The sequence below is a fragment of the Pseudomonas sp. LF-5 genome, assembly GCF_037626295.1.
Taxonomy (GTDB): domain Bacteria; phylum Pseudomonadota; class Gammaproteobacteria; order Pseudomonadales; family Pseudomonadaceae; genus Aquipseudomonas; species Aquipseudomonas monsensis.
Genome location: NZ_JARKMT010000004.1, coordinates 316,453 through 335,455 on the forward strand (window position 1 = coordinate 316,453; position 19,003 = coordinate 335,455).

Annotated in this window: 18 protein-coding genes; 6 read left to right on the forward strand and 12 right to left on the reverse strand. The window is 60.7% G+C overall.

Annotated features, from left to right (window positions below; translation table 11 throughout):
- Positions 1-100 precede the first annotated feature (100 nt).
- On the forward strand, positions 101-1,018 hold the full coding sequence (gene yegS, locus PseuLF5_RS16275) for a lipid kinase YegS (protein ID WP_340134011.1): 918 nt from the start codon (positions 101-103) through the stop codon (positions 1,016-1,018).
- On the opposite strand, the gene PseuLF5_RS16280 is transcribed toward yegS, so the two are convergent.
- The 3 genes from PseuLF5_RS16280 to PseuLF5_RS16290 form a co-directional block, all read right to left on the reverse strand.
- A complete protein-coding gene (locus PseuLF5_RS16280) occupies positions 1,002-1,661 on the reverse strand; it encodes a response regulator (RefSeq protein ID WP_123466472.1) in 660 nt (219 codons plus the stop codon). The two genes, yegS and PseuLF5_RS16280, sit on opposite strands and share 17 nt — an antisense overlap.
- Positions 1,658-2,551: a sensor histidine kinase gene (locus PseuLF5_RS16285; protein WP_340134048.1), complete on the reverse strand. Its 894-nt coding sequence runs from the start codon at positions 2,549-2,551 to the stop codon at positions 1,658-1,660. Before PseuLF5_RS16285 ends, PseuLF5_RS16280 begins: the two co-directional genes overlap by 4 nt.
- 492 nt (positions 2,552-3,043) lie before the next feature.
- The gene (locus tag PseuLF5_RS16290) at positions 3,044-3,514 is read right to left on the reverse strand and encodes a hypothetical protein (RefSeq protein ID WP_123466468.1); all 471 of its coding nucleotides are present in this window, start codon (positions 3,512-3,514) and stop codon (positions 3,044-3,046) included.
- A 453-nt stretch (positions 3,515-3,967) separates the two neighbouring features.
- Between PseuLF5_RS16290 and PseuLF5_RS16295 the strand changes: the two genes are divergently transcribed.
- Together PseuLF5_RS16295 and PseuLF5_RS16300 are read left to right on the forward strand one after the other, a co-directional pair.
- Entirely contained in the window at positions 3,968-4,903 is a 936-nt protein-coding gene (locus PseuLF5_RS16295) for a chemotaxis protein CheV (RefSeq protein WP_123466466.1), read from the forward strand.
- A 142-nt stretch (positions 4,904-5,045) separates the two neighbouring features.
- Entirely contained in the window at positions 5,046-5,852 is an 807-nt protein-coding gene (locus tag PseuLF5_RS16300) for an MOSC domain-containing protein (protein ID WP_336347393.1), read from the forward strand.
- Between the two features lie 70 nt (positions 5,853-5,922).
- Here the strand turns inward: PseuLF5_RS16300 and ppnP are convergent, their stop codons facing one another.
- From ppnP to PseuLF5_RS16340, 8 genes are all read right to left on the reverse strand, one after another.
- A complete protein-coding gene (gene ppnP / locus PseuLF5_RS16305; protein WP_007973461.1) occupies positions 5,923-6,207 on the reverse strand; it encodes a pyrimidine/purine nucleoside phosphorylase in 285 nt (94 codons plus the stop codon).
- A gap of 106 nt (positions 6,208-6,313) precedes the next feature.
- Complete coding sequence (locus tag PseuLF5_RS16310; protein WP_128615830.1) at positions 6,314-6,856, reverse strand: exonuclease domain-containing protein; 543 nt, start codon at positions 6,854-6,856, stop codon at positions 6,314-6,316.
- Positions 6,857-6,926: 70 nt separating this feature from the next.
- Entirely contained in the window at positions 6,927-8,888 is a 1,962-nt protein-coding gene (locus PseuLF5_RS16315; RefSeq protein WP_340134012.1) for an acetyl/propionyl/methylcrotonyl-CoA carboxylase subunit alpha, read from the reverse strand.
- 119 nt (positions 8,889-9,007) lie between these two features.
- Positions 9,008-9,805: an enoyl-CoA hydratase/isomerase family protein gene (locus PseuLF5_RS16320; protein ID WP_340134013.1), complete on the reverse strand. Its 798-nt coding sequence runs from the start codon at positions 9,803-9,805 to the stop codon at positions 9,008-9,010.
- Positions 9,802-10,959 (reverse strand): citronellyl-CoA dehydrogenase, encoded by a 1,158-nt coding sequence (gene atuD / locus PseuLF5_RS16325; RefSeq protein ID WP_123466456.1) that lies wholly within the window; start codon positions 10,957-10,959, stop codon positions 9,802-9,804. The genes PseuLF5_RS16320 and atuD overlap by 4 nt, the downstream gene beginning before the upstream one ends.
- 30 nt (positions 10,960-10,989) lie before the next feature.
- Entirely contained in the window at positions 10,990-12,606 is a 1,617-nt protein-coding gene (atuC, locus tag PseuLF5_RS16330; RefSeq protein ID WP_186746419.1) for a geranyl-CoA carboxylase subunit beta, read from the reverse strand.
- Positions 12,607-12,609: 3 nt separating this feature from the next.
- Positions 12,610-13,479, reverse strand: coding sequence for an SDR family oxidoreductase (locus tag PseuLF5_RS16335; protein ID WP_123466451.1), 870 nt, complete (start codon positions 13,477-13,479; stop codon positions 12,610-12,612).
- A gap of 12 nt (positions 13,480-13,491) precedes the next feature.
- Positions 13,492-15,276, reverse strand: a complete 1,785-nt coding sequence (locus tag PseuLF5_RS16340) for an acyclic terpene utilization AtuA family protein (protein WP_340134014.1) — start codon at positions 15,274-15,276, stop codon at positions 13,492-13,494.
- Positions 15,277-15,459: 183 nt separating this feature from the next.
- Between PseuLF5_RS16340 and PseuLF5_RS16345 the strand changes: the two genes are divergently transcribed.
- The 3 genes from PseuLF5_RS16345 (at position 15,460) to PseuLF5_RS16355 (ending at position 18,065) form a co-directional block, all read left to right on the forward strand.
- A complete protein-coding gene (locus tag PseuLF5_RS16345; RefSeq protein WP_340134015.1) occupies positions 15,460-16,083 on the forward strand; it encodes a TetR/AcrR family transcriptional regulator in 624 nt (207 codons plus the stop codon).
- Between the two features lie 92 nt (positions 16,084-16,175).
- Entirely contained in the window at positions 16,176-16,973 is a 798-nt protein-coding gene (locus PseuLF5_RS16350) for a substrate-binding periplasmic protein (protein WP_222832372.1), read from the forward strand.
- A 78-nt stretch (positions 16,974-17,051) separates the two neighbouring features.
- Positions 17,052-18,065, forward strand: a complete 1,014-nt coding sequence (locus PseuLF5_RS16355) for a GNAT family N-acetyltransferase (protein ID WP_123466441.1) — start codon at positions 17,052-17,054, stop codon at positions 18,063-18,065.
- A gap of 96 nt (positions 18,066-18,161) precedes the next feature.
- Here PseuLF5_RS16355 and PseuLF5_RS16360 read toward each other — a convergent pair whose 3' ends face one another.
- Positions 18,162-18,716 carry an RNA polymerase factor sigma-70 gene (locus tag PseuLF5_RS16360; RefSeq protein WP_123466439.1) on the reverse strand — a complete coding sequence of 185 codons (555 nt, stop codon included), beginning with the start codon at positions 18,714-18,716 and terminating at the stop codon, positions 18,162-18,164.
- Positions 18,717-19,003: the final 287 nt, after the last annotated feature.

Sequence of the window (19,003 nt, forward strand, 5' to 3'; positions counted from 1 at the left end):
CGCGGTGCTCCGATGGGCGAATTAATTGCGGTGCCTGTGGCTTTTTTGCGTGTCTGAGTGGTCAAGATGTTTCAACCGATTCATTTCAGGGAGTGACGCTATGAGTGAGCGCCGGGCGCTGTTGATTCTTCATGGCAAGCAAGCGTTGAACGAGGCGGTCCGTACCGCCGTCGAGCAAAAGCGCCAACAAGGCTGGGAACTGGCGGTACGTCTGACCTGGGAAGCGGGCGACGCCCAGCGATGGGTCGAGCAGGCGCTGGCGGACGGCTACAGGACGATTATTGCCGGTGGCGGCGACGGCACTTTGCGCGACATCGCCGAGGCCTTGGCGGCGCATCCGGGCAAGGCCAGCCTGGTTCTGCTGCCGCTGGGCACTGCCAACGACTTTTCACGCGCAGCGGGTATTCCGCTGGAGCCGGCCGAGGCGCTTGAACTGCTGGATGTGCCGCCCAGGGATATTGATCTGGGTGAAGTAGGCGGGCAGATTTTTCTCAATATGGCCACTGGCGGTTTCGGCAGCCAGGTGACGGCCAATACCTCGGAGGATCTGAAAAAGGTGCTGGGCGGCGCGGCTTATCTGTTTACCGGTCTGTCGCGTTTCAGTGAGTTGCATGCCGCGTACGGCGAATTGCAGGGCCCCGACTTTCACTGGAGTGGCGAGTTGCTGGCCCTGGGGATCGGCAATGGTCGCCAGGCGGGTGGCGGGCACGTGTTGTGTCCCCAGGCGCTGGTCGACGACGGCTTGCTGGACATCAGCATCCTGCCGGCGCCGCAGGAGCTGGTGGGCACCTTGAAAAACCTGCTCAGCGACGGTTTCGGGATCGACAATATGTTTGTCCGGACCCGTTTGCCGTGGGTCGAAATCAAAGTGGCCGAAGGGCTGTACATCAATCTCGATGGCGAGCCGCTGGAGGGCGACAGCATGCGGTTCGAGGCGCGACCGGCAGCGTTGCGCGTGCATTTGCCGGAGCACTCGCCGCTGTTGAGCGGCGTGCCTGCGGTCAGTCGTCCAGACTGATGATCTGTTCACGTACGGCGAACAGCACCAGGCCCGCCACGTCGTAGATCTGCAGGCGCTTCATGATCTGCGAGCGGTGGGTTTCCACCGTCTTGATGCTCAAACCCAGGCCGTTGGCGATTTCCCGCGTGGATTTTCCACGCACGATCAGGCGCAATATTTCCAGCTGTCTGGCGGTCAGGTTGTGCGAGTCGCTGGTTTCCGGCGCCTGCTTCTGATTGCGGGTCAGTGCCTGGTTGATCACCGTGTGGGCGATGGCCGGACTCAGGTAGCGTTCGTTGTTGCGCAACGCTTCCAGCGCGTGTTCGAGTTCGGTGGCCGTGGTGTCCTTGAGCAGGTAGCCGTGGGCGCCGGACTCCAGCGCCTGCATGATCAGGGCGGGGTCGGTGTGCATCGACAGGATCAGCACTTTGCTCTGCGGGCGCACGCGTTTGAGCCGTTGCAGGGCTTCCAGGCCGCCGGTTTCTTTCATGGAGATATCCAGCAACACGATATCGGGATTCAGTTGCTCGACCATTTCGAGCAACTGCGAGCCGTCATTGGCTTCGCCAATCACCGCGTAACCGGGAATATCCAGCACCAGAGCGCGCACGCCGGCCCTGATCAGCGAGTGGTCATCCACCAGAAGTAAGTTGCAAGTCAACGCATAACCTTATTCGTACTGGCCCGCTCGAGTGCCCGCGGCGCCCAGGGGAAGAGTGCTTCGATTCGAGTGCCTTTGCCAGGCTCACTGCTGACGCTCAGGGTGCCACCCAGTTGCTCGATCCGTTCGGTCATCCCGGCCATGCCGCGTTGTCCTTCTCGCCCGGGATCGACAGCCGGGGCGAACCCCTGACCGTCATCGCTGATCAGCAACGTCAGGCCTTGCGGCAACCGTTGTACACGAATCAGCAGGTTTTTCGCCTGGGCGTGACGCAGAATATTGGTGACCGCTTCCTGGGTGATTCGAAAGGCGGCGACCGCCATTTCTTCCGGAATGCCATTGAGCCGCTGCTGGCAATCAAGGCTCCAGTGCACGTTGGTGTTGGCCATGGTCTTGAGCAAGTGCGCACGCAGGCTGGCTTCAAGACCGAGACTGGTCAACTGTCGTGGATTGAGAATGGCCGAAACATCGCGCACTTTGTTCAGCGTTTCTTCCAGGGTGTCGCACAGGGTTGTGCAGTGTTCCTGCAGATCTTCCGGTATTCGCCTTTTCAGCCACTCACTCTGCAGCTTGGCGGCCGTCAGCAATTGACCGATATCGTCGTGCAGTTCGCGACTGAGTCGGTGACGCTCGTTTTCCTGAACTTCCAGCAAGCGGTCGGCGAGTTCCTGTGGCTGGAACTTGATCGATTTGCGCGACAGTCGATATTGCACCCAGACACACGCGGTCGCGGCGAAATTGAGCAGCAGCAGCCCGACGTGAACGGGCGCGGAAAAACCATAGGTCAGCAGACTGCCAAGCGCTGCCGCGATACACAGTATGAGTGTGAACCGGCGGGCGTTTTCCCGGGAAGGTGGCCATGTGATGATTGACTTGAGGCTGGCGTACATAACGGATGGAGCCAATGGATGTTCGCTGCGGGTAGATCGACCGGTCGCGGGCGGATCTCTGTCTGGAAATACTGTCAATAATGTTATTGGTTTCAACGCGGATCAGTAAGCGAAAGTTGACGGCAAACTTTGCATGATTGTCGATCACTGAAGTCACTGTGCCATTAATTGAAAGCAACTAATGGGCGGCATAATACCACTTAAGATACCGTTGGTCGCGTTTGCTATATATGTCCAATGAGTCAGGAAATACGCCGTGTTGGACGCGAGTTCCATTATGGAAACCCCGTTTAATTGTCTTGCGTGGATATCGCCGGCAGCGCAAGTTGATGGCTTTAGCTGCACACAGGAAAACCCTGAGGTCGCCGGAAAAGATCCGTCTCGGTCAGGCGCAATTATTTAATTCGTTATGTCGCTGGCAGGTATGAACTATTCATTTGCGACATGTGGCATGGCAGTCTCACTGAGCAGCTCAGTGTGTACTCGCGCCGGTCAGGCCTGTCGCTCCGACCAGGAAAGGGGCGCCAAACGTTTGCCCGTCATGGCTGGCTGGAACCGGGTCTGGCCGACCTGGAAAGCAAATGCCTCGATCAGCGAAGCCTGTTCGCTTTCATCGAGGCTCAACTGGCCGGTGCTCGGATCGACCAGCTCAAGCTGCCAGGCCATCAAGGTCAGGCAGTCCTGCAAGGCTTGCAGCGCCTGTTCGTGCAGGTCGATCTGATCCTGGGCCTGAATGAGCAGATCGTGGATATTCAGGGAAAACTCGGACACCGCCTCAAGCGCCAGGGCCTGGGCCCGGCTCGCGAGTTTGAGCAGCGTGCTGAGCATGCAGTCGATGGCGTCCTTGTCATTGCTGATCAGTTGCAGGTGACTGAGGCATTCTTCGGACTTGGCCAGGAGCGTTTCGGCCTCGACGAGAAATTCGGGGAACCGCTGGGTCCACTCTTTACGGTCGATAGGCATGCTTATCTCCACAACGTCATGTCTGATGAGGGAATGCCGTGTGTGCCGACGATCATGCACCGTCGCGAGATCGCGCCCCACTGCGCAGGTGCACAGATCCGGGGTTTCGAGAGGATGTGTTTCCACTGACCTGCGATCGCACACAATAGCCTGACTCCGTTCATGCAATGAGAATGGCGTCACATTAATGGCTATTGGATATTGCGAACATCAGGTTGGGCCTGATTGTGACTAGGGGAATCCCTTAGGCGCGGGAACCTAACGTGCGAACCGAGGTCGCGCCGTCAGGACTGTAGCAGATGAAATCACGAGAGCCAGTAAAGCATGATGTTAATGTGACATCAATGCCCGGCTGTGGCATTTTGATGGCGAATTTTGCGGGAATCAAGATTCGTTATTTACCGCCGATAACCCTTCTTAGTGAATTCAACAGAACAAGCCCAGGAGTCATTGATGGCCGGCATTCTCGACACGGTAGACCAACGCACGCAACTGGTGGGTGAGAATCGCCTGGAAATTCTCATGTTTCGACTGGCCGGACGCCAATTGTTCGCAATCAACGTGTTCAAGGTGCAGGAAGTCCTGCAACTGCCGAAACTGACCTTGATGCCACAACGTCACCCGTTCGTGTGCGGTGTGGTCAATCTGCGCGGGCAGACCTTGCCGGTGATCGACCTGTCCCAGGCGATCGGCATGCGTCCGTTGGTGCCCGGGCCGAACAGCACGATTATCGTGACCGAGTACAACCGTTCGGTGCAGGCGTTCCTGGTCGGTGGCGTGGACCGCATCGTCAACATGAACTGGGAAGCGATCCTGCCACCGCCGACCAGCGCCGGCCGCCAGCATTACCTGACGGCCATCAGCAAGGTCGACGATCAACTGGTGGAAATCATCGACGTCGAGAAAGTGCTCGCCGAAATCGTCCCGTACAACGCCAAGGTGTCCCGCGACAAACTCGATGATCCGGTGCTGGAGCGCGCCCGTGGCCGTGAAGTGCTGCTGGTGGACGACTCCAACGTGGCGCTCTCGCAATTGCGCGACACCCTCGGCCAGCTCGGGGTGAAAATGCACATTGCCAGCGACGGTCTGAAGGCGCTGAACATGCTCAAGGCCTGGGCTGACACCGGCGTGAGCATGACCGACAAATTGCTGATGGTCTTCACCGACGCGGAAATGCCGGAAATGGACGGCTATCGCCTGACCACCGAGATCCGTAACGACCCGCGCCTGCGTGGGCTGTACGTGGTGCTGCACACGTCGCTGTCGGGCAGTTTCAACGACTCGATGGTGAAGAAGGTCGGCTGTGACAACTTCCTCTCCAAATTCCAGCCGGACAAACTGGTCGATGTAGTGCGCCAGCGTTTGATGCTGGATGAAGTGCCGGCCTGATCACACTACCCCACGGCATCCGTAGGCGCTGTCGAGTGAAGCGACGCTGCGCCTGCGTTGTCGTGCAGTGCCCGGACTCAGGCTTTGATTCGCAGATAAAGCTCGTATAGGGTGGCTTTCTTTAGCCACCAGGGAGCTGGCCATGCTGCGTCTGAGCGCGCTTTATCGTTACCCGTTGAAATCCGGCAAGCCCGAGGTTCTGCAATCGATTGGCCTGGACAAACTGGGCCTTGAAGGTGACCGCCGCTGGATGCTGGTGGACGAGGCCAGCGGACGGTTCCTGACCCAGCGCGCCGAAGCGAAAATGAGCCAGCTGGCGGCGCTGTGGAATGCGCAGGGCGGTTTGACCCTGAGCGCTCCCGGGCACGCAGCGCTGGAGGTGCCATTGCCTGAGGCTGATTCCGACCTGCGCGGCGTGACCATCTGGCGCGATACCTTGCGCGTTCCGGATGCCGGCGACGAAGCGGCCCGCTGGGTCAGCGAGTTCATTGGCAAACCCACGCGGCTGGTGCAGGTGCCACTGAGTCGCGCTCGCATGACTCAATCCGGTTATGGCCATGAGGACGACCAGGTTGCGTTTGCCGACGGCTTCCCGTTGTTGCTGATCGGTGAGGCGTCGTTACAGGACCTGGTACAAAAGGTTGGGCGGCCGCTGGAGATGCTGCGTTTCCGACCGAATCTGGTGATCGAGGGCAGCGAGGCGTTCGCCGAGGATGGCTGGAAGCGGATCCGTATCGGTGATGTTGAGTTCCGGGTCGTGAAGCCGTGCTCGCGGTGCATTCTGACCACCATCGATCCGCAGACCGGCGAGCGCAGTGCCGATCGCGAACCGCTGGCGACCTTGCAGAAATACCGTGCCCAGGCCGACGGCGCAATGTTCGGGCAGAATCTGGTCAACGACAGCAAGGGTCAGTTGCAAGTCGGAATGCCGGTGGAAATCCTCGAGTAACCGGCCCTCAAATGAAAATGCCCGTGTCCTTGGACACGGGCATTTTTTTGCGCCGGGAAAAACCGCGGTGTCAGCCGCGGTATTCGCACAGGTAAGCGGTGTCGACGGCGACTTTCAGCTGGAACTTGCTGTTGGCCGGAACGTTGAACTGGCTGCCGGCGGCGAAGGTTTCCCAGTCGTTGCTGTCCGGCAGTTTGACCGTCAGAGCGCCGGAAACGACGTGCATGATTTCGCGCTGGCTGGTGCCGAATTCGTATTCGCCCGGGGCCATGACGCCGATGGTCGCCGGACCTTCAGCAGTGCCAAAGGCGATCGACTTGACGGTGCCGTCGAAGTACTCGTTGACTTTAAACATGGGCGATTCCTCGAAAAAGGGCTAAAAAATGGAGGCGGCCAGTATGCACAAGGCTTCTGGCGCCGTCACCTGCCTGGCGACTGTCCAGTGAGTTCTCGAATTGACCCTAGAGTGGCAAGACCAGCGGCAGCAACCGCGCAGTGTTGCGCGCATCTTCCAGGGCGCGATGCTGTTGGCCACTGAACTGCAAGCCGGCCAGTTGCAATGCACCATTGAGGCCCAGTGGCCGCTCCAGGCGTCGCGCCTTGGCAAAGCGCTGCTTGAGGTTCATGTGCGGCACCCGGCTCAAACCGCTGTCGAGTTGCAGGCGCTGCCACTCTTGCAGCAATTGCTTTCGGTCGTAATCGCCCCAACTGGCCCAGCCTTCGAGCCGCGCCTGATGCTGGGCGAGCCAGCGTTCGAACGCCGGCCAGACTTCGCTTAACGGCTGCGCAGCGTCAATATTGGCCTGGGTGATGTGCGTCAGTTCACGGCAAAACGGCGTCAGCAAGGGCCGCCGAGTCGGTTTGACGAAGCGCTGAAAGTGATCCTGCTCGCGTCCGGCGCGATCGACGAGTGTTGCGCCGATCTCGATAATTTCCATCTCGGTGACCGGCCAGCCCCCCTCATCGGTGGTGGCTTCCAGATCTATGACCAGCCAGTGTGGCATCGCAGGGTTCCTGATTTCCGCGTCCTGATTCATCAGAGCGTAGTCAAACCCGGCGTTTGTGTCTGGGCGACTACTCGACCTGCAACAGAACCTGACGATTTTTTACCTGATCGCCAACCTTGACCTGCACCCGCTTGAGCACGCCGTCGATGCCGGCCTTGAGCGGATGCTCCATTTTCATTGCCTCCAGCACCACCAGCAGCTGACCTTTGCTGACCGCGCTGCCTTCGCTGACCAGGACGTCGACGATGGCGCCGTCCATCGGTGCCTTGAGGGTGCCGGAACTGACGCTGATCTGACTGCTGATGATGGCGTGAGTTCGATCCTCCAGATGCAGACTGCCGGGATGGACGAACAGCCACAGTTGATCGGCCGCCTGGCGAAAAGCATGGCGTTGCTGCAGGCCATCGATTTCCAGGGTCACTGAACGTGCATTGCAGTCGATGAGTTTCAGTTCGAATGTGCGCTCAAGCACCTGTACCTGAAAACAGCCATCGCGCCCGGCATGCAGCTGCAGCGTCCAGTCCTGGTCGTCGAGGCCAAGGCGATAGTGCAGCGGCACACTGGCGTTGTTGCGCCAGCCTTTCAATGAGGTGCGATGCCCTTGGGCGGCGGCCTGGTAAAACAGGACGGCGGCCATTGCCAGTTGCTCGGCACTCGGCACGTAGCGATGCAGGCTGGGGTGATCGCTGAAGTACTCAGGGATGAACGCCGTGCTGAATTCGCCACGGATGAACTGCGGGTGCTGCAGCAGGCTGGCCAGCAACCGCTGATTGCTTTGCACACCCAGCAACACGCTGTCCTGTACCGCCCGCAACAGTTTGCGCCGGGCTTCGTCGCGGGTCGCGCCGTGGGCGATCAGTTTGCCGAGCATCGGGTCGTAGAACGGGCTGATCGACTGGCCTTCGTACAGGCCATGATCGATGCGGGTGCCGGGTTGCAGCGCCGGTTCCCACGCGGTGACGCGACCGGTCTGCGGCAGGAAATCCTGCGCCGGATCTTCGGCATAGAGGCGCACCTCCATGGCATGGCCGTCGAGTACGACCTGGTCCTGCGTCAGCGGCAGTGGTTGCCCTTCGGCGACCAGTAGCTGCCAGGCGACCAGGTCCAGCCCGGTGATCAGTTCGGTCACCGGATGCTCCACCTGCAGCCGGGTATTCATCTCCAGAAAGTAAAACTGCCCGCGTGCGTCGAGCAGAAACTCCACGGTGCCGGCGCCGACATAGTTGACAGCGCGTCCACCCTTGAGCGCCGCTTCACCCATGGCCTGACGCAGCTCGGCGGTCATCACCGGGCACGGTGCTTCTTCGATGACTTTCTGATGGCGGCGCTGGACCGAGCAGTCACGTTCGCCGAGGTAGATGAGCTGGCCATGCTGATCGCCGAACACTTGCACTTCGACGTGCCGCGGTTCGATCAGCGCCTGTTCGAGGATCAACTCGTCACTGCCGAACGCGCTCATCGCTTCCGAGCGGGCGGTGCGCAGTTGCGCCGGCAAATCGGTTGCGCTGTGCACCAGGCGCATGCCGCGACCACCACCGCCGGCACTGGCCTTGATCATCAGTGGATAGCCGATGTGTTCGGCTTCGCGCAGTAAAGTGGCATCGTCCTGCGCGGCGCCCTGGTAACCGGCGATGCACGGCACGCCGGCGCCGAGCATGGCGATTTTCGACAGGCGCTTGCTGCCCATCAGCTCGATGGCCTCGGCACTCGGGCCGATAAAGGTCAGGCCAGCCTCTGCGCAGGCCCGGGCGAACCCGGCATTTTCCGAGAGGAAGCCGTAGCCGGGATGGATCGCGTCGGCGCCGCTACGGCGCGCGGCGTCGAGGATCGCCGGGATGTTCAGGTAGGACTGCTGCACCGGTGCCGGGCCGATGTTCACTGCCTGGTCGGCCATCTGCACGTGCAGAGCATCGGCGTCGGCGTCGCTGAACACGGCGACCGTGCGATAGCCCAGAGCCTGGGCAGTGCGCTGGATGCGGCAGGCGATTTCACCGCGGTTGGCGATCAGGATTTTGTGGATGGCGGGCATAGTCTTGTTCCTGAAGTTGTGGCGGTGAATGTGTTGGCCTCATCGCGAGCAGGTTCACTGCTACAGATTGTGTGAGTGACACAAAACCCCTTGTAGTAGTCAGCCTGCTTGCGATGCTTTTAAAGGGCCCACCCGGGTTTACGCTTTTGCACAAAGGCCATGGTGCCCTCGATCCCTTCGGCCCCGGTTACCGCCTCGCTGAACCACTGCGCCGCCTCATCCAGCAATTCACTCGACGGTTGCCCGGCGCTGGCCAGCAGTAACTTCTTGGTCATGGCGTTCGCCTCCGGTGCGCAACACAACACATGCTGCAGAACCTCATCGAGGCGCTCGGCCAGCGCCTGCGGGTCCTGCTCGACAAAGTGCACCAGCCCCAGGCGTCGTGCCTGATGGCCGTCGAAGCGCGCCGCGGTCAGTGCCAGTCGGCGGGTTTCGGTGAGGCCGATGCGTTGCACCACGAACGGGGCAATCTGCGCCGGCAGCAGACCGAGGCTGGTTTCCGGCAGGCCGAATTGCGCCTGGTGATCGGCAATCGCGATATCGCTGACACAGGCCAGCCCGAAACCGCCGCCAAGCACCGCACCTTGCAACACAGTGATCAGCACTTGCGGTGCGTGCTGTGCTTCTTCCAGCAGGGCGCCGAACGCGCGATTCAGATCGCGGTAAGCCTCGGTGCCCTGAGCGCGGGCGTTGGCCATGTCCTTGATATCGCCGCCGGCACAAAAATGCCCACTGGCGCCACTGAGCACCAGAGCGCGAACACGGCGGTCATCCCGCACAGCCGCCAACACCGCACGCAGTTCCGCAACCATCTGCAGGCTCATCGCATTGCGGCTGTCCGGGCGATTGAGGGTGATGTGCAACACGCCGCCATGCTCTTCGAGCAGCAGGGTCTGGCAAGTGGGCAGGGGGCTCATTTCTTTTTCCCTGGCAGGATGCCCATCAGTTTGCAGATGATCCCGAGCATGATTTCGTCGGCGCCGCCGCCAATCGACACCAGCCGCACATCGCGATAGGCGCGGGCTACCGGGTTGTCCCACATGAAGCCCATGCCGCCCCAATATTGCAGGCAGCTGTCGCTGACTTCGCGGCCGAGGCGTCCGGCCTTGAGCTTGGCCATCGACGCCAGACGCGTGACGTCCTGGCCCCTCACATACTGCTCGGTAGCCTGATAGACCAGCGCGCGCAGGCATTCGATTTCAGTCTGCAACTCGGCAAGGCGGAAGTGGATCACCTGATTGTCGATCAGTGCGTTGCCGAAGGTCTTGCGCTCCTTGCAGTACTCGATGGTGCTGTCGACGCAATATTCCAGGCCCTTGATCATGTTCGCCGCACCGAACAGGCGTTCTTCCTGAAACTGCAGCATCTGCATCATGAAGCCGGCGCCTTCGTGGCCGATGCGGTTGCGCTGCGGCACGCGAACGTTATCGAAAAACACCTGGGCGGTTTCCGAACTGCGCATGCCGAGTTTGTCCAGGTGCGAACTGAGGCTGATCCCCGGCGTGTTCATCGGCACCATGATCAGTGACTTGTTGATGTGCGGCTTGTCGTCCGAGGTGTTGGCCAGCAGGCAGATGAAATCGGCGCTCGGCGAGTTGGTGATCCACATCTTGCTGCCGTTGATCACATAGTCGTCGCCGTCCTTGCGCGCGCTGGTTTTCAGCCCGGCGACATCGGAGCCGGCGCCGACTTCCGAGACGCCGATGCAGCCGACCTGCTCGCCGGTAATCGCCGGCCGCAGGAACTCTTCACGCAGTTCATCAGAGCCGAAGCGGGCCAGCGCCGGGGTGCACATGTCGGTCTGCACGCCGATCGACATCGGTATGCCGCCGCAATGAACGGTGCCGAACTCTTCGGCGGCGACAATCGAGTAGCTGTAATCCAGGCCCATGCCGCCGAACTTTTCCGGTTTGGAAATCCCCAGCAGACCGAGGTCGCCCGCCTTGCGGAAAATCTCGTGGATCGGAAAGCGTCCGGCCTTTTCCCACTCGTCGACGTGCGGATTGATCTCGTGTTCGACGAACTGGCGAACGGTGCGGCGCAGGGCTTCGTGTTCCGGGGTGAAGATCATTTTTATTGTTCTCCTTGGGATCCGTGGCAGTCAGAAGCGGCTGACGCCGAAGCTGTTGGGTTGCAGCGTGCGAATGTCGGCCTCGTGGCAGATGTCCAGCAGGTAGCCGAGCAGGGTGCGGGTGTCGCGCGGATCGATCAGGCCGTCGTCCCACAGGTTGGCGCTGCCGTAGAGTGCGGTGGACTGGCTGTCGAGTTTCTGCGCAGTGACCTGCTCGAGCATGTCGAGCATCTTCGGGTCTGGCGTCAGGCCATCCTTGAGCTGTTTGGCTTCAGTGACGATGCGCAGGACTTTACCGGCCTGCGCGCCGCCCATCACCGCCGTGCGGCTGTTCGGCCAGGCGAAGATGAAGCGTGGATCGAGACCGCGCCCGCACATCGCATAGTTGCCCGCGCCGTAGGAGCCGCCGACGACAATCGTCAGTTTAGGCACCCGCGCATTGGCCACTGCCTGAATCAGTTTCGAACCGTGCTTGATCACGCCTTGCTGTTCGGATTCGGTGCCGACCATGAACCCGGTGGTGTTGTGGAAAAACAGCAGCGGCGTTTGGCTCTGGTCGCACAACTGAATGAACTGCGCGGCCTTGCTCGCGCCATTGGGCGTGATCGGGCCGTTGTTGCCGATGAAGCCGCAGGCGCGGCCCTGGATCTTCAACTGGCCGCAAAGGGTTTGCTGGTCGTACTCGCCCTTGAATTCGAGGAAGTCCGATTCGTCGGCGATCCGCGCAATGATTTCGCGCACGTCATACGGCTTTTTCGCATCGTCCGGAATCAGTCCGAGCAACTCCTCGATGGGGTACAGCGGTTCCTTGTATTGCGGCTCCGGCAGCCACGGCAGTTGCTCGTTCCACGGCAACATACGGAGGATTTCACGCACCTGACGCACGCCGTCGGCGTCGTTCTCGGCCAAGTATTCGGCAGTGCCGGCAATTTGTGCGTGCATCTCCGCGCCGCCCAGTTCCTCATCGGTGGCCACTTCTCCGGTCGCGGCTTTGAGCAGCGGTGGCCCGGCGAGAAACAGCTTGGCCTTGCCGCGCACCACCACGACGTAATCCGACAGCCCCGGCTGATAGGCACCACCCGCCGTGGCCGAACCGTGCACCACGGTAATCTGCGGCAAACCCATTGCCGACATGCGCGCCTGATTGGCGAAGCTGCGTGCGCCTTCGACGAAAATTTCTGCGGCGTAATTAAGGTTGGCGCCGCCGCTTTCGGCAAGGGTGATCAAAGGCAGTTTGTTTTCCTGGGCGATCTGCTGCAGGCGCAGGGACTTTTTCAGGCCGCTCGGCGAAATGGTGCCGCCCTTGATCGCACTGTTGTTCGCCACCACCATCGCGCGCACGCCGCAGACGTAGCCGATACCGGCAATTAAGCCGCCACCGGCGGCGCTGCCGTCCTTGTCGTCGTGCAGTTTGTAGCCGGCCAGGCTCGCCAGTTCGAGGAACGGTGCGCCGGGGTCGAGCAACAGGTTCAGGCGTTCGCGGGGTAGCAATTGCCCGCGCTTGTCGAATTTCGCCTTGGCTTCGGCGGCTTTGTTCAACAGGTTCTGTTCGAGTTGCTGGACGTGCTCGATGGCTGCGAGCATCGCCGCGCGGTTGCGGGCGAAGTCTTCGCTGTGCGGATCGAGTCGGGACTGGATCTGCGCCATGGTTTATTCCTTATCCTTGAGCACGTCGGGCAAGTACGCCCGGTGGAACCCGTTGAATGATTCGCTGTGGGTCGCCTTGTGCAACGGCCACGCACGGCTGCCGAGGCTGGCGGCACCGTCGATTTTCAAGGTGCTGCCACTGATGAACGCCGCCGCCGGGCTGAGCAGGAACACAATCGCCGCACTGACTTCCGATTCGGTGCCGATGCGCTTGAGCGGCACGTGTTCGCGCAAGGTCGGGATCACCGCTTTGAAGGCGCCTTCGTAGGTGTCCATGCCGCTGGAAGCGATCCAGCCCGGTGCCACTGCGTTGACCCTGACCCCGGCGTAACCCCACTCGACGGCGGCAGTCTTGGTGAAGTTGTCCATGCCCGAACGCGCCGCGCCGGAGTGGCCCATGCCGGGCATGCCACCCCACATGTCGGCGAGCATGTTGACGATGTTGCCACCGTGCTTGCTCATCGACTGGTTGAACACTTCCCGGGCCATCAGGAAGCCGCCGACCAGATTGGTGCGCAGTACGGTTTCAAAACCTTTCTGATTGATCGAGGCCAGGGGGGAGGGGTACTGGCCGCCGGCATTGTTGACCAGTCCATGAATCGGCCCGTGTTCGGCGATCAGTTCGCGGACCCGTTGTTTCACCGCTTCTTCGTCACGGATGTCGCAGGCTTTCCAGTGCACACGGCCGCCGTCTTCGGCGATTTCGGCGGCGACTTTTTCGAGCTTTTCCGGTTTGCGCCCGACCAGCAGCACATTGGCGCCGAGCGCCGCCAGTTCATGCGCGGTACAACGCCCGATGCCGCTGCCACCACCGGTGACGATGAGGGTCTGGCCGCTGAACAGATCGTTTCTGAAAACCGACGCGTAAGCCATGCACACCATCCTCTAGTCGAACTGTTCGGCGATGCTCTGCGGCACCGGTATCTGGATTTCCAGCAGTTGCTGGGCGAAGGCTTTGCCTTGCGGGTCGATGCGCAGGCTGGCCACGCCGCCGCCGCCGAGGGCGTTTTCCAGGAGGAAATTCAGGCTGTGGGTGCCGGGCAGGTACCAGCGCTCGACGCGGCCATGGATCGGATCGAGCACGTGGCTCATCCAGTCGACGATGACGGCCGGGGTCAGCGCCTCGGCGATCCACGGCAGGTAGTCGGGTTTACGCGGCATGACGCCGATGTTGCTGTGGTTGCCCTTGTCACCGGAGCGCGCCACGGCCAGTTTCACCAGCGGCACACTGGCGTCGGCCCGGCCTTGAGGCCTGGGTGGCTGGTCGGGCGCTGGCAGCGCCTGGCTGTCGAGTGGCATGGGCGCCGGCAGGGCGCAGGGATGCCGTTCGCCTGCGATATCGACTTCGAGGTTGCAGACACTTTTATCGATCAGGAACGAGAACAGGCGGATCACCGGATATACCGTCGGCCGGCCGCCGACAATGCCGGTCAGTCCCGGCGCCATGCCGGTGGCCGCCTGGGCGATTTCCCGGGAAAACAGGACCAAGGCCTGTTTGTCCGCATGGCGCACGGCGATCTTGATCACCACTTCGCGGCTGTCGCGGCGCCGCCCGTGGGGGCCATAGGTGGCTTCGCTGCCGAGCAGTTCGATATCGGTTTCGCCGTAGGGCCCCCAGCCGCGCTGGCTGAACATCCCGGATGTCTTGTCGATGATCGCCTGACTGACGCGCCGGGCCTTCTCCACCGCGTCGATACCGGCGATCAGGCAACTGGCGGTGCAGCGAAAACCGTCCGGGTAGGTGGCGCTGACCTTGTACTTGTCGCTCGGTGGCAGACCTTTGGCGCCGTGCACATGCACGGCGTTTTTGCCTTGTTGCTGGAGTTTGACCTGTGTGAAGTCACAGACCACATCGGGCAACAGATACGCCTGCGGGTCGCCGATTTCATAAAGCATCTGCTCGCCAACGGTGAGCGGCGTGACCAGTCCACCGGAACCTTCGGGTTTGCTGACGATGAACTGGCCGTCGCTACTTACCTCGACGATCGGGAAACCGATGTGCTCGTAATCCGGCACGTCGCGCCAGTCGGTGAAGTTACCGCCGGTGCATTGCGCGCCGCATTCGATGATGTGCCCGGCCAGGGCGGCCTGGGCAAGTTTGTCGTAGTCATGCCACGACCAGCCGAACTCATGCACGAGGGCCGCGCTGACCACCGCACTGTCGACCACTCGCCCGGTGATGACGATGTCGGCACCCAGTCGCAGCGCTTCGACAATCCCCGGTGCGCCGAGGTAGGCGTTGGTCGACACACACATCGGCGGCAACGGCGCACCACTGAACATTTCACTGACGCCGCCGAGTTGTTTGAACTGCGGTTGCAGGTCATCGCCAAGTAATACGGCGATTTTCAGCGCGACCCCGGTCTTGTCGCAGGCGGCTTGCAGAGCGGCGGCGCAGGCTTGCGGGTTGATGCCGCCGGCATTGCTGATCACGCGGATTTTCTGCTTCGCTAGTTGTGACAGCAGTGGCGTGAGGACTTCGATGAAGTCACCGGCAAAACCCGCTTGCGGATCCTTCATGCGAGCGCCCGCCATGATCGACATCGTGATCTCGGCGAGGTAATCAAACACCAGATAATCCAGGCGTCCACCGCCTACAAGCTGCGCGGCGGCGGTGGAGGTGTCTCCCCAGAATGCGCTGGCGCATCCGATGCGGACGGTGGTGGGCATTTTTATCTCCGACTCAGAAACCTGCGACAGAAGTGTCTGGAGGCTACCAAGCAAGCGCTTGGTTTGTAAACAGCTGAAATATCTTCTGCCCAAGCGCTTGCTTGGTCGTCGTCGGCGGCTTAAATTGCGCGCAACCCTGTGGTTTCAGGGGGCAACAGACTGATCGACTGTAGGAGAGAACGGGTGGACGAGCAAAAAGCCCTGAGGGTCATGCGCGAATTGGTCGATCAAGGCCAGTTGACCGACCCGGACAGCGCCCGCGGCAAATTGCTGCAAGTGGCGGCTCACCTGTTTCGCAACAAAGGCTATGAGCGCACCACAGTGCGCGATCTGGCCGGCGCGGTCGGTATCCAGTCGGGCAGCATTTTTCATCACTTCAAGAGCAAGGACGAAATCCTCCGTGCGGTGATGGAAGAAACCATTCACTACAACACGGCGTTGATGCGAGCGGCGCTGGCCGAAGCGAGCAATGTGCGTGAACGCGTGTTGGCGCTGATTCGCTGCGAATTGCAATCGATCATGGGCGGCAGCGGTGAAGCCATGGCGGTGCTGGTGTACGAATGGCGTTCGTTGTCCGAGGAGGGCCAGGCCAAAGTCCTCGCGTTGCGCGATATTTACGAAGCGATCTGGTTAGAGGTGCTGGGTGAGGCCAAGGACGTCGGGTTTATTCGCGGCGATGTATTTATTACCCGACGTTTCCTCACTGGCGCGTTGTCCTGGACCACCACCTGGTTCCGTGCCGGCGGCAGTTTGAGCCTCGATCAACTGGCTGACGAGGCATTGATTCTGGTGCTCGAAGAGCGTTGAGCCACTTTCTATCGGGCCGGGAAACTGGCTAACTGGGCGAAACCGCCTAGCTTGAATGCATTGATCGGTATTTTTTCGGGGAGTGGGGTGTTTTGAAGTCTTCGCCAGTTCGGACGGCCGCTGGGCTGATGCTCGCAGCGCTGGCTGCATTATGGGTTTTGCCCGCGCAGGCAGCGCAATTGGTTCGGGTGGGTGCAGCGCATTTTCCGCCTTACACCATTCGCCCGGAAAACGGGGCCGACACCGGCCTGTTGCCGCAACTGGTCGAGGCGTTGAATCGGTTGCAGAGCGACTATCAGTTTGTCCTCGTGCCGACCTCGATTCCCCGACGGTTCGGTGATTTCAAACAAGGCCGGATTGACATGGCGATCTTCGAGAACCCGGAGTGGGGCTGGAAGGACATTCCCCACTCGGACGTCGACATGGGCCTTGAGGACGCGGAGATTTTCGTCGCGCAACGGGAGGACGGTCGCCAGCAAAACTATTTCGCCGATCTGTCGGGCAAGCGTCTGGCGCTGTTCAGCGGTTATCACTATGAATTCGCCAACTTCAATGCCGACCCGAAGTATCTCGCCCAGAACTACAACGCCACACTGACCTATTCCCACGACAGCAACCTGTTGATGGTTCTGCGCGGCCGCGCCGATATCGCATTGGTGACCCGTTCCTATCTGTTCGATTACCTGCTGCGCAATGAAAAGGTGCGCGAGGCGTTGCTGGTCTCGCAGCGTATCGATCAGGTTTACCACCACTACGCCATTCTTCGCCCGACCGCACCGATCACCGGTGAAGCGTTCGGCAAGTTGCTCAAAGGCCTGCGCGACAATGGCGAAATGCTGAAAATTTTCGAGCCGTACAAGATCGCGGTAGTGCCGGTACCCCATCACTGATTGTCCTGCTGGCCTAAATTTCCACTCTCGGCTCACGTCCCATCGTTGAACTGTCGACGAATATCGTGAGCCCGACCCATGCCCAATCTGAATGACCTGACTGCCCTGGCGTTGCCTTCGGGCCGTCACCTCGCAGCCGATGCCACTGAAAGCCGTCTGAGCCTGAGCCTGGACGGACAGCCGCTGATTCGTCTGCGCCTCGAACGTGATGGCAAGGGACCGATCCAGCTCGATGAGCGTTATGCGCTGCCTGTGGGGCAAGCGCTGTGGGCAGCCTGTTACTGGTTGTTCGCCCGCGATCCCGCGTGTCAGCAATTGACCTGGCAACTGGATCAACCGCCGACCGACGCCTTGCGCAGCGGTTTGCTGGTGAGCACCGAGGTAGCTGGCGAGTACCGCTGCCAGCGCACGCTGTTCTGGCAATTGCCGCAACCGTGGCTGGGCACTTCACTGGCTGGCAGCTATCCGCAGCACATGGTCATCAGCCAGGGCAGGCGCCATCCGCTGCGCCCGGTGAAGCCGCGCGGTGAAGTCTATCGGCGTTTCGATGCGCGTCTTGGCGCGTGGATTTCCCTGCGTTCGCTGGAAATCGAAGAGGATTTGCCACGCTTCCATCGCTGGCAGAACAGCCCGCGGGTCGCCCGTTTCTGGCAGGAAGAGGGCAGCATCGAGCAGCACCGCGAGTACCTGAGCAAACTCGAAACCGATCCACACACCCTGACGCTGATCGGTTGTTTCGACGATCAGCCGTTTGCCTATTTCGAGGCGTATTGGGCGAAAGAGGATCGCATCGCGCCGTTCTACGACGCCGATAATTACGACCGCGGCATTCATATGCTGGTGGGGGAGGAGGAGCATCGCGGGCCGCACAAGGTGGCGAGTTGGCTATCGGCGCTGGTGCATTACCTGTTTCTCGATGATCCGCGCACGCAACGCGTGGTGGCCGAGCCGCGTGCCGACAACGCGAAGATGATCGGGCATATGCAGAACCAGTGCTTCCACTGCGAGAAGGAATTCGACTTTCCGCACAAACGCGCGGCGCTGATGCTGCTGGGGCGCGAGCGGTTTTTTGATCGGTGCACGTTGGCGTAAAAGCAAAAGATCGCAGCCTTCGGCAGTTCCTGCATGAAACGTATTCCTCTGCAGGAGCTGTCGAAGGCTGCGATCTTTTTTGGCCGCGAGCCGGGCTTAGCGACGACCCAACGATGCCGCATCCCCACGACTGCCCGACACCTTGCGGCAGTGCACCAGGGCATCACGAATCATGAAGTTGACCAGGGTCGGCGAGACGCCGAGTTCCTTGGCGATGTCCTTTTGCGGCACACCGTGCAGGCGGTACATCTCGAACGCATAACGGGTGCGGCTGGGCAGCTCGGTCAGCGCGTCGGCAATGTGTTCCAGGGTCGAGAAGTTGATGTGTGAGGTTTCTGGCGAAGCGCCCTGAATGACCACATTCAACCCTTCCTCTTCGGGGCCCGAATACTTCTGCTCCAGCGCTTGTTTGCGGTAGTGATCAATGGCGAGGTTGCGCACGATCTGGAACAGATAACTCAGTTGAGCCTTGATCGAGGACGTGATCGGTGGCGCCGATTGCAGTCGGAAAAACGCATCCTGCACCACGTCTTCGGCACGCGACCGGCACCCGGTAATGCGGGCGGCGATTTTGACCAGAATCAGTCGATTGTCGACAAAGGCCTGAAGTAGCGGTGAATCGCACCTGCTTGTGGATACTTGTTCCGTCATGGAAATCACCTTGCTGCCAATAGGTTAGTGGGACGGCTGGGGGAGGGGCCGTCCTACACATCGAGCGACAAATTATGTTGAATGATAATGATTGTCAATTGAGAAAGAGAAGTAATGCGCCACAAAGGTGCGTTCTGAGAACTGCGACACGCCGCCACACCCCAGCCCTGTTGGCGCTCCCGCCCGCTGACTAATTATTTCCAGACGTCATCCGTTCTCATTGGTGAATGGCTCCGGCTGCACAGCCCCGGCCAGCCAGCATTCCCAAGCCATGCGTGGTCGGCACA